Consider the following 14,677-nt stretch of genomic DNA (forward strand, 5'->3'; position numbering starts at 1 on the left):
ATGTTACAGACTTCTTTTCAAAGGCGTGAACAGGAGCACCTGCCGTCCATGTTGTCGGCGGATTCGCTGGAACTGTCACGTCAGTTGCAGTTGCACCAGCAGAAGATTTTTCCTCCGAATTCTCAGAAGGTGATTCGCAATTTCAGCCCGGCCGAGGCCTCCTACTACATCGGCATCGGAGAAGGGTACCTCAGGCAGATTGCTTCCGAAGGCTATGGCCCAGAGCCGCTGGCTAACGGTCGGCGCATGTACACGCCGGACGACATGGGGCGGATTCGACAGACTCTCGACGAAAAGAACGGGTCCCCCAAATATGTCCCGAGCCGCCGTCCTGGAGAGAAACTTCAAGTGATTGCGGTCATGAATTTCAAAGGGGGTTCTGCAAAAACTACCACGTCCGCGCACCTTGCCCAGTATTTGGCGCTTCGAGGTTACAAGGTTCTGGCGATTGATCTCGATCCGCAAGCCTCGCTTTCCGCTCTGTTCGGCCATCAGCCCGAACTTGATGTTGGCGCCGGAGAGACGCTCTTTGGCGCTATCCGGTATGACGACCCGCGACCGCTCTCGGACATCGTGCGGGCGACATACACTCCGAATCTGCACATTGTGCCGGGCAATCTCGAGTTGATGGAATTTGAACATGAGACCCCGAAAGCGATAATGACCGGATCGGCGGAATCGATGTTCTTTGCCCGTATCGGGGAAGTCCTGACCGATATTGAAAGCCTGTACGATTTGGTCATTATCGACTGCCCCCCGCAACTGGGCTTCTTGACGATGTCGGCGCTTTGTGCCGCGACATCGGTTCTCATTACCGTTCACCCACAAATGCTCGATGTGATGTCGATGAGCCAATTTCTGGCGATGACCAGCGAGTTGATGGCAGTCGTGGAAAGGGCAGGGGGTCGCACCAGCTACGACTGGATGCGCTATCTCGTGACACGTTTCGAGCCGAATGACGGGCCGCAGAGCCAGATGACTGGCTTCATGCGCGCCATCTTTGGGAATCGGATGCTTCACAGCCCCATGCTCAAATCGACGGCGATCTCCGACGCGGGCGTGACAAAGCAGACCCTCTATGAAGTCGAGCGGTCGCAATTCACCAGGGGAACCTACGACCGGGCAATGGAGTCATTAAATCAGGTCAATTCGGAAATCGAAGGCTTACTGAAAGCGACTTGGGGAAGGAAATAATGGCCCGCAAGAATCTCATTGAGGTTTCGGTTGATAACCCAGCGACTGAAACTTCATCGCCCATGACGGCTGCGAGACCGATTGCAGGCTTCGTTCCTCCGTCCATACGCAACCCTCCCGTTGGGGGGATCACCAAGACCCTCGGCAACATCACGGAGAAGTTCGAGCGCGCCCAGGATATCGAGAAGCAGTTAGCCGAAGGGCAAACGATCATTGAGATCGATCCAGCCCTCGTTGCTTCCTCTTTCGTCAGCGATCGCATTGGCATCGATGCCGTCAAGCTCGCCCAGCTTAGCGAGCAAATCAAGGACCACGGACAACAGGTTCCGATTCTAGTGCGCCCTCATCCAGATGGTCCGGGAAGGTACCAGGTCGCCTACGGCCATCGGAGACTGGCGGCCGCTAAGGCACTAGGCATCAAGGTCCGTGCAGTCGTCCGGGCACTTTCTGACGACCAGCTCGTAGTCAGCCAAGGGCAGGAGAACAACGCCCGGACCAATCTTTCATACATCGAGCGAGCACTCTTTGCAGTTCGGTTGGAAGACCGCTCATTCTCCCGAGAAACCATCATGGCAGCTCTTGGGATCGATAAGGCCGCTCTGTCGAAGATGATCTCAGTTGTGCGGCAGGTGCCAATCGAGTTGATTGAAGCCATAGGTGCAGCGCCTGAGATCGGCCGTAGGCGGTGGATGGAACTCGCGGATCAGCTGCCGAAGGCAAACGTCAAAAACCTGCTGGCATCGCTGTCCGCGCCAGAAACCAAGGCGCTCTCCAGCGATCAACGCTTTCAAGCAGTGGTCGATGCCCTGGCAACAAAACCTGAGAAAACGCCCAAAGACATCAGCGCTCTCAAATCCTGGGCCCCTGAAGACAAATCGGTTCGCGTCTCGCTGAAGGCCAACGGCAAAACCACCACAATCGCCATTGGCGAGGTCAATGGGCCGCTGTTTGCAGCATACATTACCGAACGGCTGGATGACCTCTATGCCGATTGGAAGTCGAAGCAGGAGAACTGAAACCGCAAAAGAAAAAGGCCCCCGAACGTCGCCGTCGCGGAAGCCCTTTCTCGTAGATCGCACTTCGAGAATCTCATTTCCGCGAATCACTGTCAAGAGTTTTAAGCGTCGGTTCGGCGAGCGGATTTCTTTTGCCTAACTGAAGGCGAAGGAAGAAATGGAGACGGGTATTGCAGCGACGCCCTTTGGGCGGCGGCCGATGTCGCTTGCCTTGTTGGCAGCGCAGAATGAATCACGCGAAATCCCCGAAGGGAAGTCCGTAGACAAATGGCAGCTCTACAGGTGGCTTTGCGAAGGCAAAAGCCTCGTCGGCATCGGGGACCGTTCCCTGGCGGTACTTGCAGGCCTGCTGTCGTTCTATCCCGATAACGAGCTGAGCGAGGAAAACGGTCTGATCGTCTTTCCGTCGAACAAGCAGCTGTCGCTCAGGGCACACGGTATGGCCGACACGACGCTCAGGCGGCATCTGTCGGCATTGCTCGATTGCGGCCTGATCCTTCGCCGGGACAGCCCGAATGGCAAGAGATATGCCCGCAAAGGTGGGGGAGGGGACTTCGAGGACGCGTTCGGCTTCTCCCTGGCGCCGCTTTTGGTACGCGCTGACGAGTTTCAGGAGGCCGCAGAACGCGTTCAAGCCGATAACCGCGCCCTGAAGCTCATGAGGGAGAGGATCACGCTCCACAGGCGGGATATCTCCAAGCTGATCGAGGTGGCTGTCGAGGAGGGCGCCGCGGGTGACTGGGGAGGCCTTTGGAGGCGATTTCGGGCGATCGTGGACGCAATTCCGCGCCGGGCGACTGTCGACGACCTGGAGCCGTTTGTAGCCGATTTGGCAGCGATCCGCGAGGAAGTGGACAACCTATTGGATTCTCACATGAATGTTGTGAATCCGGATGGCAATGAGTCCCATACTGGACGGCAGCAATCTGATTCAAATACCGACTCAATTTTTGAATTTGAACCTGCTTTCGAAAAAAGCGGGGCGACGGCCGAGCCAAGAACGAGGGAGGCCGAGAAGCCGAAAGGGTATCCGCTTGGGCTGGTGCTGAAAGCCTGCCCCGAAATTGCGGATTACGCCGTCGACGGGATCGGCAATTGGCGCGATTTCATGGCAACGGCGGCCCAGGTGCGCGGCTATCTCGGCGTGTCGCCGTCCGCATACGAGGACGCCTGCCATGTCATGGGGCAGGAAGCTGCGGCAATCGTGATCGCCTGTATTCTGCAGCGGGCGCAGCACATCAATTCGGCTGGCGGCTATCTCCGCGTGCTGACCGATAAGGCCAGAGCAGGGGAGTTTTCGGTCGGGCCGATGCTGATGGCCGCCTTCAAGACCAATGGGTCGATGTCAAGGATGACGGGATGAGCGCCCATCGCATTCTATCAGCGCATGTTACGCCGGTTCGAGCGGCCTTGCCGCTTTTGGCAAGCTGTGGCTGTTACGGCCCATCCTCATTATGGTTAGCCCTCAATCCTTGCGGCAATGCCGTAAATCCCGTATATTCCGGAATGCAAGGAGCTTCCGATGACCACCACCGTTACTGCTGCCGCTGTCTCGAAAAACTTCGGTGCTTACCAGGATGCCGCGGTTCGAGACCCCGTCATAATCACCAAGAACGGCCGCCCGCGTACCGTGCTGATGGCCTACGAGGATTTTGTTCGGTTGTCGAAGCGCGATCGGCGGGTTGAGCTCACGGCAGAACTGAGTGCGGACGAGATCGCTGCGGTTGAAGCATCTGAAATGGAGCCGGGGCTTGACCATCTCAACGACGAACTTTCCGGGGCAAATCCGCTGACGGCAAAAAATGCTGCCGACTGAAATCAAGGTCGGCTACGTCTTCCGCTATTCCTATCTATGGCATTGGCAACACCTCGAAGGGCGAGAGGAGGGGGACAAGGACCGGCCCTGCCTGGTGTTGGCCCTGGTCGCCATGCAGGAGGACGGCACTCCGGTCGTTCGGGTGCTGCCGATCACTCATACCCCGCCATCCAATCCCGATGATGCCGTCGAGATCCCGGCTGCGGTCAAGCTACGCTTGCGGCTAGATCACGAGCGGTCATGGATCGTTCTGACGGAAAGCAATCGGTTTGCCTGGCCCGGACCGGACGTCCGGCCGCTGGAGACCGAGAGCGGCTATTACGGGCCCCTGCCGCCGGCATTGTTTGCCACGGTCAAGCGAGGCTTTATTGCCCTCGCGAAAAGTCAGGCACATCAAAGCACTCCGCGCACAGCCTGAATTCGCGAGCCGGTCAGCAATCTTCATCAATACGGCTTACCTTGTCGCGGCATGGATGCGAGGGCATCGGCGAACCACCGCGATGCCAGCCTCGCCGCTTCATAGCTGGACAAAACCATCGTTTGCGGAGACGCTTGCGAGGCGAAAAATGCGAAGCAGGGAGGAAGCCATGGCTGGCGATCGAGAGGCTCGGATTCGGGCGCGTGCTCACGAAATCTGGGAAAGGGAAGGTCGGCCCGTCGGCGAGGAGAAACTGCACTGGGAACAAGCCTCACGCGAGATCGATAGGGAGGAGGCGGAGAGCAGTCCCGGAATGATCTCCGGCGGCGAAGGTGGTTCAGCAAAAAAAGATGTGGCCGGCCGTAGCAAACCGGGACGAGTTTCCCCTAAAGCTTCGGGCGCGCCAAAACGCGGTCGAGGTAAGCAATCCTGAATCCCCGCGTCGTTCGCTCAATCGCGATCTGGTTGCGGCGTGCCGGGGCGACGCCCACGGATTTGCCTCTGAATACAGCCCGATCAGATCGTGGCAACGAACGGACGTTGCCTGATTTCCGTGGAACAACCGGCCGGGTTAGACGATCAGCCGTGCTGCTCGGCCGAGTGTCCGCTCCGCGTCGTTGTAATAGTTGGAGGCCTGCTGCACGGAGCGGTGCTGCGACTGCTGCATGGCCTCGGGCAGGGGAATGCCGCGGCGGGCGGTTTCGGTGAGATAGCCGGAACGCAGGCCGTGGGCGCTGAAGGCGTTTGGGTCGAGCCCGGCCTCGGCGACGCGGCGTTTCAGGATCAGATTGACCGCCTGCGGGGTCAGTGCGCGTTTTTCGAGATTGCCCCAGCGGTCGATGCCGCGAAACACCGCGCCTTCCGAAATGCCCGACCGCATTAGCCAGTCTTTCAAGGCAAGCACCGGCCGGCCGACCAGCACGACATAGGCGTCAGTGTCGGCCTGCGTTGTCTTGGTGCGGCCGAGCCGGATTTTCAGGCAGGGGAGTTTTGGCCCGTCCGGATCCTTCGGATCGACGGGAACCGGTTCTTCCTCGGTGAGCTGTTCGAGGCGCAGCGAGGAAACCTCGCTGCGGCGCCGGCCGCCGGAAGCGAAGGCCATGAGCAAAAGAGCGCGGTCACGCACATCGACAAGACGGTCGCCGGCGCAGGCCTTGAGGAGGGCGGAAAGGATATCGGCGGTCACCGCCTTTTTGCTCTTGCGGCCGCGCGGCCGGGCGCTGGCGCGCACCGCGAGTTTTATCGCGCTCTGCAGGCCCGGCGCGTTGAATTTTCCCCTAAGACCGCGCCATTTGGTCAAGGTGGACCAGCTCGACAGCCGCCGGCGCACGGTGGCCGGCGCATGCGGGCCGTCGATGCGCAGCAGTCCTTGGGATTTCAGCGCCGCCATCACCTCCCCGGGCATTCCATGCGAAAGATCGGTTTCACGCTTGGCAGAATCCCACAAATGCTGGGCGACAAATTTGATCAGCAGCGCTTCAGGCGCTGGCCAGGGTAGGGGATGTCCGGTGGCGGCAAGCGACCATGCCTCGAGATAGCCGAGATCCGAGGCGAGGGCGCGCAGTGAATTCTCGCCGATGCCTTGTTTCGCCAAGTGCCGCAGCGTCTCGACGTCGTCGTCGGTCAAAAGCGTGGCCAAAAAATCGCGGCGGTCGAAGGGCAGCACGGACTCCAGTGCATCGAGCGGTTCGGCGCGGCGGCCCACGCCGGTGTCGTTCCGGGGGAGACCCAGTGTTGCGGCATGCTCCGGCGGTTGTTGCGTCGCCATCGACGGCTCAGACTTCATCATAGCAAAGAGCCCACTTATCGCCGACGTACCAGCAGCGTTCGACCGGCGGCGCGGTCTTCCAAAGCAGGCTTTTGACGAACTCGATGCCGCCGCGCTTGAATGCCGCCGTCAAACGCTGGAGCTCATCCGGCGTGGTTGCGAGCTGCCCGTCGGCGCAGACGAAATAGGCCGGTCCAATCGATGTCGCAGCAAAGCCATTCTGAGCGTTTTCGATCCGCAGGGCGGTGCCATGGCGTGCGTGGCGGCCGCCGGTCACCGGCCGCTCTGGGCGTGGAACGCCGAGCGGCAACACCAGTCGCCCGCCGGGCCGAAGCTTGTCGATCCAAGCCTCGGCCGGGCGCGGAACCGAAAAGTTGACGTAAATCCCATCCGCCGCCTGCCGCGGCCATGCCGCGCCGTCGCCGGTGATCACCGTGACATTGGCTCGATCGGCAAGGGCCGCTTCGGCGCGCCGCGCGAGATGACCGTCCCACTCGATTGCCAGCACATGTCCGGCGGGCCCGACCAACTCGGCGAGAATTGCCGTATAGTAGCCGGTGCCGGCGCCGACATGGACGATGTGCTCGCCGGGCCTGGCGTCGAGCGCGACAAGGAGCCGGGCGTGCAGCGACGGGCTGCCATTGTTGACGCCTCTGTCCGGGGCCAGCGCGAAGAGCGTGTCCTGGTAGGCGAGGACGGGGTCTGCGCAGGGCAGGGGCCTGTAGCCGCCGCGCAGGTCGGATACCAGCCACGGCGGGTCGCCGAGGAAGGTTTCGCGCGCAACGGCGGCGAACGCGGCCTCGACGCGTGGGTCCATGGTTGCGGCGGCGCCCGCTATCTGGCGGGCATAGGCGCGACGGACGATGGCGAGTTCCTCAGGCGTGAACGGTTGATTGGGCATCGAGGCGTGTATTCCAAGCGGATTCCACAGCCGTTGCGGCGGTGCTTTGCGCCGACTCTAGCGGTTTTGCGCCGTGAAATCCATCACTATCGATAAGAGGTACTTATCGTTAGTGTATTCTGTCCTCAAAGAAATCACCTGTGGCGGAAGCCAGTGGCGAGATAGCTTCGGTAGCGCGAATCGGCTACAAACGAATCAATGGCTTACGATTTTTCCGACCTGCCCCTCGACACCCTGCTGGGGCCGCTGGCCCGCGCCGACGACCTTCTCGCCCGCCTCGACGAGCGCTTGGCAAAAAGCCCGGTCCGCGAGGGTTGTGTCGAGCGCCAAAACTTTGCCGACGCGGCGGCCGCGCTGTGGCTCGACGGCGAGCTCGTCCACGCCGAAGACCTAGTCCTGCACGACGCCCATATGGACGTCCGCACCCCGACCCACGAGCTGACCCGCGCGCACGCGGTGCTGCGCGCCCGCCGCCGCATTTTTGCGCAAAAGCCCGACTGGGCACTTTCTCGCGTCGGCCTTTCGACCCTGCGCGGCCGCGAAGGGCAGGACGGCAACGCGGCGCGCGCGGCAAGTGCCGCCAGGCCCGATGCCGCGGCGCCGAACGAAGACGCCGACCCTGCTGAGGAGGCCGACCAGGACGATGCTCTTGCCGATGAACTGGCCGAGATCGACGCCGTGCTGGCCCGCTCCAGCCGACTGCTTGCCGGCGAAGATTTGTCGCCGCGCGCCGCGGACAGCCCGGAGGTCGACACGGCAGGGCAGGGGGCAAACGCGCGGCAGGCCTTGCCGGACAGCCTCGGGCCGCTGATCCGCGACCTCGACTGGGACGAGGACCAGCGGCTGGCCGACTGGCTCGCGGTCGTCGGCCGGCTGCGCAGCGAGGGCATGCCGGCGGTGCTGCAAGCGGCGATCGCCTGGGACGCCTGGCAGGACATCGAACCGCTGCAGCACCAGCATTGGCTCGGCAATCTGCTCGTCGCCGCGCTGTTGCGGGAGACCGGCAAGGTCGGCTCGCATCTCTTTTGCCTGAACGCCGGGCTGCGCATCGTTTCGCGGGAGCGGCGCAAAAGCCCAATTCGAACCACCCGGCTGATGGCCGTCCTCGACGCCCTTGCCGAAGCGGCCTCAGCTGGACTGAAGGAACTCGACCGGCTGGTGATGGCCAAAAGCCAGATGGAACGCCGGCTGAGGAACCGGCGAAAAAACTCGAGCCTGCCGGCGCTGATCGACCTGGTGCTGGCGCGGCCGGCGGTGTCGGCAGGGCTGATCGCGGCCGAGCTCAAAATCACACAGCGCGCCGCGCTCGGCCTGATCGCCGAGCTCCACATCCGGGAGGTGACGGGCAGGGGGCGCTACAGGGCGTGGGGGATCATCTAGATCGTTGCATCTGCGGCCGGACCCGAACCAGACCTATTTCTTCGATGCCGGGGGGAGGCGGTCCACGTATGGAATGACAGTACCTGCCGCGTTCCGGCTCGAAGCGTTCATCATTGGGCTGGGACTTCTGTCGCGCGGATCGAAACAGGCTATGCAAAAGGGCCGCGACCGATGGGTTCATGTATGAGGACCGCGCCGTACCGTAGAAGCAAAACCGGCGCAACTGCTCGACGCACCAGCCGTAGCCGCGGTGGCCGCATTGCTTTCCGCCCGGCAAGAGGCGACTCGATGTGCCGCATGCGGGAGGCTCGCGCCCGTTACGGGGGGCCAAAGTCTGCTTTTCGTCGCGGTGAATCATGCTAACAATGCGACATCGACAGTGGGTCCATCCCGGAGGTTCCGAGCATGCGCACAATCAGGTCACGATGGACCGTCGTTCTGGCGATGGCGTTCTGCGCCTTGCCGGCCGCCGCGCAGACGGGTTCCGACGATGCGGCGGCGGCCGCGTTGGTCGGCGACCAGATTCGCGAACAGGGGTTTGCCTGCGCGGAGCCCGCCAACGCCATGCGCGACCCCTCGGTTGACGAGGATGCCGTCTGGATGCTGACCTGCGCCGATGCAAAATACCGCGTCAGGCTGGTGCCGGATCAGGCCGCTGTGGTCGAGAAGCTCGACTGAGACACAATGTGATCGCTGTGGCACTGCTTTGCGCAGAGCGTCGCGCGATTTCTCTCGCGGATGCGATCGCTCTGCCCGAGCAAGGTCAGAAGCGGGAGCGATGCGGCCCGTAACAGTGGGTTGGGAAACTGATCGGCCGTCCTACTGGTTCCCTGCCAGTGCTCGTCGACGTCAAAACCGCCGCAAGAAATGGGATGCATCCAGAACGGCACCTGCTGAGTGAGTTCGACGGTTTATCGTTTGACCGGATGTGCCCACACTGCTACCCACAACGCTGACGGTTCCGCGTTCGTAGCGGATGAAAAGGGAACACGGTGAGGACGACCCGAAGAAGGGCCGAATCCGTGGCTGTCCCCGCAACTGTAAGCGGCGAGTTTTCGTCAGATGCCACTGGGGTAAGTTCCCTGGGAAGGCGACGAAAAACCGGGACCCGCGAGCCAGGAAACCTGCCGTCAGCCGTGGTCACGCGCGAAACCGTAGGGCGGGGTGTCCTTTTGGTGTGACGAGCTGCATGCCTATGCATGGAGTTCGTTCGGTTCGCGGTGACGGAAGCCACAACACAGGTCTTGCGATGCCGCGTTCTCTCCTTTCTGTTTTCAAAACAATTGTCGTGTCAGCTCTTGCCGCGCTTCTTTCCCAATCGGCATTTGCCGAAACCGCTAAAATAACCGATGTCAGCGGTCGAACCTTCGAAATGGAAGTTCCGGCCAAGCGCGTCGTTCTCGGTCTCTATTTCGAGGACTATTGGGCGATCGGCGGCGATGCCGCGATGGACAAGCTTGTCGGCATTTCCAAAGCCGCCTGGAGCGACTGGCGTCCGGCCAACTGGCAGGCCTATCTGAAAGTTCGGCCTTCCCTTGACCAGATTCCGGACGTTGGCGAAGTCGAGGTCAGCACCTTCTCGGTGGAGAAGCTGATCGCCCTGAAACCTGACGTCGCCATCCTTGCCGAATGGCAGGTCAACGGCATCGGCGGCGACTTCCAGCGCATCGTCGATGCAGGGATTCCCGTGGTGGTGGTGGACTACCATGCTCAAACCGAAGAACGCCATGTCGCCAGCACGAGGCTGATCGGCAAGGTTATCGGAGCGGAGGACCGCGCCGAGAAAATTGCCCAGGAATACGAAACCTCGATCAAGGAAGTTCGCGACCGGATTGAAAAGGCCGGACAGCCGCGCCCGTCCGTCTATATCGAACTCGGTAGCAAGGGTCCCGAAGAACAGGGGCCAAGCTATGGCGACTACATGTGGGGCAAGATCGCGGAAGTCGCCGGTGGCGACAACATCACGAAGGACGTTGTACGGACTTGGGGGCCGGTCGCTCCCGAACAGGTCCTGGCGTCCAGGCCAGAGGTCGTCATGATGGCAGGTTCGGAATGGCGCAAGCATCCGACTGGCCAGTTGATGGGCGAAGGAGTCACCGCGGCGGAGGCGCTCGAACGGCTGAAGGACTTCACGCAGCGTCCCGGCTGGAGCTCGCTTCCTGCGATTGAAAACGGAAGACTTCACGCCGTCTATCAGGGCGCATCCCGGACGATCATGGACTACACCTCGGTGCAGTATTTCGCCAAGGCGCTCTACCCGGACCTGTTCAAGGACATTGATCCGCAGTCGAATTATCTCGCCTTCTACGAACGCTATCTGCCGATCCGGCCGAGCGGCACCTTCATGACCGGCTTGAAGTAGGCCCTCATGAGCGAAGCCATAAACGCTGCCCTGTCGCGGCATCGGGCGGCGGAGCGCAGGAAGGTGACGCTTGTCGCTGGCCTGCTTGTCCTTGCCTGCGTCTCCCTCGTCTTCGATATCGCGACTGGGCCGGCTCTGCTTCCGGTCCCCGACGTCGTCGCCGCGCTGATAAGTCCGGCAACGACTGACCCAACGACGCAGATCATCGTCTGGACGCTGCGCCTGCCGATGGCATTGATGGCGATTGTCGTTGGCGTCGCGCTCGGCTCGAGCGGCGCGACGATGCAGACGTTGCTCGACAACCCGTTGGCCAGTCCCTACACGCTGGGGCTGGCTTCCGCGGCAGGCTTCGGAGCTTCGCTGGCAATTCTCAACGGCGGATGGGGTCTCAATCCGCTCTTCATAGCCCCGGCCTGCGCCTTCATCGTCGCGTGCTTGGCATCTGCCCTAATATACGTTGTCGGCAACATGCGCGGCATGATGGGCGACACGATGATTCTGGCCGGGATCGCCCTGATGTTCCTGTTCCACTCCCTGCAGTCGCTTCTGCAGTTTCACGCCACGCCCGAGGTCGGGCAGCAGATCGTCTTTTGGATGTTCGGGACGCTCGCCAAAGCGACTTGGACAAACCTTCTCATGACGGCGGCCGCGGTTGCAGTTTCCATGCCCCTGTTGATGCTCAATGCCTGGAAGCTTACCGCTCTCCGCCTCGGCGAGCAGCGCGCACGCGCGGTGGGGGTTTCCGTCTCGAGCCTGCGTTTGACAACTATCGCGCTGGTCTCATTGATGACCGCCACGGCTATAAGCTTCGTCGGCACGATCGGCTTCATAGGATTGGTCGCTCCGCACATCGCCCGGATGTTGGTCGGTGAAGACCAGCGTTACCTTCTCGTGGCAGCCGGGTGTGTGGGTGCGGTCATGCTCTCACTGTCCTCGGTTCTCTCGAAGATCATCATGCCAGGCGTATTGCTGCCGGTCGGCATCGTCACCGCCGTCATTGGCGTGCCGTTCTTTCTTCATCTCATCCTTCGACGTTCGAGGGAATACTGAGATGCTGTCGGTCACTGACCTCGATCTGGCGCACGGCAATGTTCCCGTCGTCGACGATCTCAACATCAACTTCATGGCAGGCCAAGTGACTGGCATCGTCGGTCCGAACGGCGCGGGAAAGTCGACCTTTCTGCGCACCCTGTTCGGAGACCATGCCGCCAGGAGAGGAAGCCTTCGCCTTGGCGAAGAACAATACAGCCCCGCCCATCGCCGAAAGTGGCAGGCCCGTATTGGCTTCATGCCGCAGGACAATGGTTCGCATGGCGGACTGACCGCGCTGGAAGTGGTGCTTCTCGGATCTATAGAGCACCTTTCCCTTCGCCTGAACGATGTCGCTCTGCGCCGTGCCGCGTCCGTGCTTGATCGGCTCGGGATGATCGACCTTTCCCAGCGCCGCGTCGAGACTCTCAGCGGCGGGCAACGGCAGCTTGTGTATTTCGCGCAGGCCTTGATGCGGGAACCTGCAGTGCTGCTTCTGGACGAACCTGTCAGCGCGCTCGACATGCGTCACCAGATGCTGCTGATGAAACAGGTCCGGGAAATCACCCGCCAACGCAGGATTATAACCATCGTCGTTCTGCACGACCTCAATCTTGCTGCGAGCTTCGCCGACAGGCTGATCATGATCCACGACGGCAAGGCCGAGGTCGATGGAATTCCCCGCGATGTTCTGTCCAGCCAGCTTCTGGAAAGGGTCTACGGGGTGCAAACGAGACTTCATTATGACCCGGACGGCCGCCCGTGGGTTCATGTCCACGACGCGAACGAGGTCCACCGTGCAGTCTGACACATCCGTCTTTGATGACGTCACCGAATATTGGAACCGTCGCGCCCCGCTGTTCGATGGAGCGGCGTCTCATGTCCGCCACAAAGCCGAATGGCTCATAGTTCTGCGAGCGGCATTTGCAACCGCTGACGCGAAGGATGTTCTCGACTTGGGTTCGGGCACTGGCGCGTGTGCGCTGGCCGCCGCCGAACTCGGGCACCGGGTAACCGCCATCGACGGAGCAGCCAAGATGCTGGCGCATGCCCGGCGGAATGCGCTTTTGCGAGGGCTGGATATCAACTTCATCGTCTCGTCGATCGACGACTTCGCAGCAACGCCCGGCAGCGCCGATATAGTCACCATCCGCAACGTTCTGTGGACGCTTAAGGACCCGCTCGCGGCATTGAAAAAGGCGCGAATGCTGCTTCGCCCGGATGGAAGGATTGTGGTGTCGGACGGCCTGTGGTCCGTCGATCCAGGGAATCAATCGACCTATACGACCGATCTCGCTGCCCGACTGCCATTTCACGCCGGGCTTACACAGCCTGACGCCGAAAAGCTCCTGAACGATGCCAGCTTCGGTGACGTTCACTCCTGGCATCATCTGTTAAATGCATTGCCATACCCTGGCGGGGCGCCGTTCTTTGTCCTCTCGGCTGTGACACCAGTGACCAGGTAATGCGCGTGTCGAACTGGGTTGTGGCAATGTCGGCAGGCACTGAATTCAAATGCGGCCATTGGATAACGATCCCGGGATGAGGGACGCAGATGCGATACAAATTCAACTCAGACGGATGCGACTGTCAGTCGATTGGCCGCAATTGAAACCTGTTCGTTTCTCGCCGCTGTCATGCTAGGAGCATCGCCGGAGGCCGAATGCTCGACTTAGCGGCACACAGGAAAGACAAGACGGTCGCGTTCATCGCGACACTTGTCCTGTTGCTGCAGACGTTCTTCGTGTCCTGGTCCCTCGCGGCTGCTCCGCACGACGGGATTTTGGATGCCTTCGGCAACCCGCTCTGCGTCACCAGTTCCGACCCAACTCCATCGGACGGCCCCCTTGAGGGACCGACATGCTGCACGCTCGGTTGCAACATGTCGTCGACGGTCTTCCACACGCCAGCCCCCGATGCCGTGCCAGTCAGGCAGGATGTTGAAGCGAACGTTCAAGTTGGCATTGAGCATGCCCTTCTTCGTGCCAGTCCCGATCATAATCCGGGCAGCCCTCGCGCTCCCCCTCTGACGGCCTGATCGCCGGGGCGTTCGCGGTAACCCAACCTGTCAGGTGTCGCCCGCGTCGGCCCTGTGCGGCGGGCGTGCTGGAGCAAGTCCATCACCGGATTGCGATCGCGCCAGGCGCGCGGCCGCGACGAAATGCGAAGGCCGTCCCTTCGCGCCAATCCCTGTCGGCGGGGAGCGCCGACATAACAGAGAAAAGGGAAACCATGTTGAAGAGAATCACGCTTGCGCTGGCGATGGCCAGCATTGCCGTCCCGGCATTCGCGCACGTCACCCTCGAGCGGAGCGAGGCCCCGTCGGCACGACCTACAAGGCCGTGCTGCGCGTGCCGCATGGCTGCGAAGGCAAGCCGACCAACATCGTGCGCGTGCAGGTGCCGGAAGGGATGTATGCAGTGAAGCCGATGCCGAAGCCCGGTTGGAAGCTGGAGAAGGTGATCGGCAAGTACGAGAAGGCCTACGACAACCACGGCACCCAGCTGACCGAAGGTGTCAAGGAAGTGATCTGGAGTGGCGGCAATCTCGCAGACGACGAATACGACGAGTTCGTGCTGCGCGGCTCGCTGGCTGGCGACTTGCCTGTGGGATCGGCTCTCTATTTCCTGGTCGTTCAGGAGTGCCCGGAGGGGCTGGCCGAACGGTGGATCGAGATCCCGGCGGAGGGGCAGACGAGCGACGACCTGGAGATGCCAGCCCCGGCCCTCAAGCTGATCGAAAAGACCGACGGCCACTGACCTGAAGCATCGGAGGCGCGCCGGACATCGCGCG

15 protein-coding genes, 1 pseudogene and 1 riboswitch are annotated in these 14,677 nt (G+C 61.4%); of the genes and pseudogenes, 14 read left to right on the forward strand and 2 right to left on the reverse strand.

Annotated features, from left to right (window positions below):
• From repA to ABVK50_RS28420, 6 genes are all read left to right on the forward strand, one after another.
• Entirely contained in the window at positions 1–1,194 is a 1,194-nt protein-coding gene (repA, locus tag ABVK50_RS28395; RefSeq protein WP_353646136.1) for a plasmid partitioning protein RepA, read from the forward strand.
• Positions 1,194–2,210 carry a plasmid partitioning protein RepB gene (repB, locus tag ABVK50_RS28400; protein WP_353646137.1) on the forward strand — a complete coding sequence of 339 codons (1,017 nt, stop codon included), beginning with the start codon at positions 1,194–1,196 and terminating at the stop codon, positions 2,208–2,210. The genes repA and repB overlap by 1 nt, the downstream gene beginning before the upstream one ends.
• Before the next feature lie 157 nt (positions 2,211–2,367).
• The gene (repC, locus tag ABVK50_RS28405; RefSeq protein WP_353646138.1) at positions 2,368–3,573 is read left to right on the forward strand and encodes a plasmid replication protein RepC; all 1,206 of its coding nucleotides are present in this window, start codon (positions 2,368–2,370) and stop codon (positions 3,571–3,573) included.
• Positions 3,574–3,732: 159 nt separating this feature from the next.
• Complete coding sequence (locus ABVK50_RS28410; protein ID WP_128204710.1) at positions 3,733–4,026, forward strand: type II toxin-antitoxin system Phd/YefM family antitoxin; 294 nt, start codon at positions 3,733–3,735, stop codon at positions 4,024–4,026.
• A complete protein-coding gene (locus ABVK50_RS28415; RefSeq protein WP_353646139.1) occupies positions 4,013–4,444 on the forward strand; it encodes a plasmid maintenance toxin (PemK-like) in 432 nt (143 codons plus the stop codon). Before ABVK50_RS28410 ends, ABVK50_RS28415 begins: the two co-directional genes overlap by 14 nt.
• 169 nt (positions 4,445–4,613) lie before the next feature.
• Positions 4,614–4,877 carry a DUF2934 domain-containing protein gene (locus ABVK50_RS28420; RefSeq protein WP_353646140.1) on the forward strand — a complete coding sequence of 88 codons (264 nt, stop codon included), beginning with the start codon at positions 4,614–4,616 and terminating at the stop codon, positions 4,875–4,877.
• Between the two features lie 138 nt (positions 4,878–5,015).
• Here the strand turns inward: ABVK50_RS28420 and ABVK50_RS28425 are convergent, their stop codons facing one another.
• Together ABVK50_RS28425 and ABVK50_RS28430 are read right to left on the reverse strand one after the other, a co-directional pair.
• Entirely contained in the window at positions 5,016–6,212 is a 1,197-nt protein-coding gene (locus tag ABVK50_RS28425) for a site-specific integrase (RefSeq protein ID WP_353646141.1), read from the reverse strand.
• A gap of 7 nt (positions 6,213–6,219) precedes the next feature.
• Entirely contained in the window at positions 6,220–7,113 is an 894-nt protein-coding gene (locus tag ABVK50_RS28430; RefSeq protein WP_353646142.1) for an rRNA adenine N-6-methyltransferase family protein, read from the reverse strand.
• A 198-nt stretch (positions 7,114–7,311) separates the two neighbouring features.
• On the opposite strand from ABVK50_RS28430, the gene ABVK50_RS28435 reads away from it, so the two are divergent.
• The 8 genes and pseudogenes from ABVK50_RS28435 (at position 7,312) to ABVK50_RS28470 (ending at position 14,643) form a co-directional block, all read left to right on the forward strand.
• Positions 7,312–8,493, forward strand: coding sequence for an RHE_PE00001 family protein (locus ABVK50_RS28435; RefSeq protein WP_353646143.1), 1,182 nt, complete (start codon positions 7,312–7,314; stop codon positions 8,491–8,493).
• A 405-nt stretch (positions 8,494–8,898) separates the two neighbouring features.
• Positions 8,899–9,171 carry a hypothetical protein gene (locus tag ABVK50_RS28440; protein WP_353646144.1) on the forward strand — a complete coding sequence of 91 codons (273 nt, stop codon included), beginning with the start codon at positions 8,899–8,901 and terminating at the stop codon, positions 9,169–9,171.
• A 261-nt stretch (positions 9,172–9,432) separates the two neighbouring features.
• Positions 9,433–9,640: riboswitch (cobalamin riboswitch) on the forward strand.
• A gap of 225 nt (positions 9,641–9,865) precedes the next feature.
• Entirely contained in the window at positions 9,866–10,855 is a 990-nt protein-coding gene (locus ABVK50_RS28445; RefSeq protein WP_353646145.1) for an ABC transporter substrate-binding protein, read from the forward strand.
• Positions 10,856–10,861: 6 nt separating this feature from the next.
• Positions 10,862–11,905, forward strand: coding sequence for an iron ABC transporter permease (locus ABVK50_RS28450; protein WP_353646146.1), 1,044 nt, complete (start codon positions 10,862–10,864; stop codon positions 11,903–11,905).
• A 1-nt stretch (position 11,906) separates the two neighbouring features.
• Positions 11,907–12,692 carry an ABC transporter ATP-binding protein gene (locus tag ABVK50_RS28455; protein WP_353647060.1) on the forward strand — a complete coding sequence of 262 codons (786 nt, stop codon included), beginning with the start codon at positions 11,907–11,909 and terminating at the stop codon, positions 12,690–12,692.
• Positions 12,655–13,350: a class I SAM-dependent methyltransferase gene (locus ABVK50_RS28460; RefSeq protein WP_353647061.1), complete on the forward strand. Its 696-nt coding sequence runs from the start codon at positions 12,655–12,657 to the stop codon at positions 13,348–13,350. The genes ABVK50_RS28455 and ABVK50_RS28460 overlap by 38 nt, the downstream gene beginning before the upstream one ends.
• A 197-nt stretch (positions 13,351–13,547) precedes the next feature.
• Positions 13,548–13,922, forward strand: a complete 375-nt coding sequence (locus ABVK50_RS28465; protein ID WP_353646148.1) for a hypothetical protein — start codon at positions 13,548–13,550, stop codon at positions 13,920–13,922.
• 194 nt (positions 13,923–14,116) lie between these two features.
• Positions 14,117–14,643 (forward strand): annotated as a pseudogene (locus ABVK50_RS28470) (YcnI family protein).
• Positions 14,644–14,677: the final 34 nt, after the last annotated feature.

The organism is Mesorhizobium sp. WSM2240, assembly GCF_040438645.1.
Lineage (GTDB): Bacteria > Pseudomonadota > Alphaproteobacteria > Rhizobiales > Rhizobiaceae > Allomesorhizobium.

What these genes read in the sequence shown, in the direction of transcription:
- ABVK50_RS28435 (WP_353646143.1), top strand. Translation starts at nt 7,312, where the DNA reads ATGGCTTACGATTTTTCCGACCTGCCCCTCGACACCCTGCTGGGGCCG.
- ABVK50_RS28460 (WP_353647061.1), top strand. Translation starts at nt 12,655, where the DNA reads ATGTCCACGACGCGAACGAGGTCCACCGTGCAGTCTGACACATCCGTC.
- repB (WP_353646137.1), top strand. Translation starts at nt 1,194, where the DNA reads ATGGCCCGCAAGAATCTCATTGAGGTTTCGGTTGATAACCCAGCGACT.
- ABVK50_RS28450 (WP_353646146.1), top strand. Translation starts at nt 10,862, where the DNA reads ATGAGCGAAGCCATAAACGCTGCCCTGTCGCGGCATCGGGCGGCGGAG.
- repC (WP_353646138.1), top strand. Translation starts at nt 2,368, where the DNA reads ATGGAGACGGGTATTGCAGCGACGCCCTTTGGGCGGCGGCCGATGTCG.
- ABVK50_RS28465 (WP_353646148.1), top strand. Translation starts at nt 13,548, where the DNA reads ATGCTCGACTTAGCGGCACACAGGAAAGACAAGACGGTCGCGTTCATC.
- ABVK50_RS28415 (WP_353646139.1), top strand. Translation starts at nt 4,013, where the DNA reads ATGCTGCCGACTGAAATCAAGGTCGGCTACGTCTTCCGCTATTCCTAT.
- ABVK50_RS28410 (WP_128204710.1), top strand. Translation starts at nt 3,733, where the DNA reads ATGACCACCACCGTTACTGCTGCCGCTGTCTCGAAAAACTTCGGTGCT.
- ABVK50_RS28440 (WP_353646144.1), top strand. Translation starts at nt 8,899, where the DNA reads ATGCGCACAATCAGGTCACGATGGACCGTCGTTCTGGCGATGGCGTTC.
- ABVK50_RS28455 (WP_353647060.1), top strand. Translation starts at nt 11,907, where the DNA reads ATGCTGTCGGTCACTGACCTCGATCTGGCGCACGGCAATGTTCCCGTC.
- ABVK50_RS28425 (WP_353646141.1), bottom strand. Translation starts at nt 6,212, where the DNA reads ATGGCGACGCAACAACCGCCGGAGCATGCCGCAACACTGGGTCTCCCC.
- ABVK50_RS28445 (WP_353646145.1), top strand. Translation starts at nt 9,866, where the DNA reads ATGGAAGTTCCGGCCAAGCGCGTCGTTCTCGGTCTCTATTTCGAGGAC.
- repA (WP_353646136.1), top strand. Translation starts at nt 1, where the DNA reads ATGTTACAGACTTCTTTTCAAAGGCGTGAACAGGAGCACCTGCCGTCC.
- ABVK50_RS28430 (WP_353646142.1), bottom strand. Translation starts at nt 7,113, where the DNA reads ATGCCCAATCAACCGTTCACGCCTGAGGAACTCGCCATCGTCCGTCGC.
- ABVK50_RS28420 (WP_353646140.1), top strand. Translation starts at nt 4,614, where the DNA reads ATGGCTGGCGATCGAGAGGCTCGGATTCGGGCGCGTGCTCACGAAATC.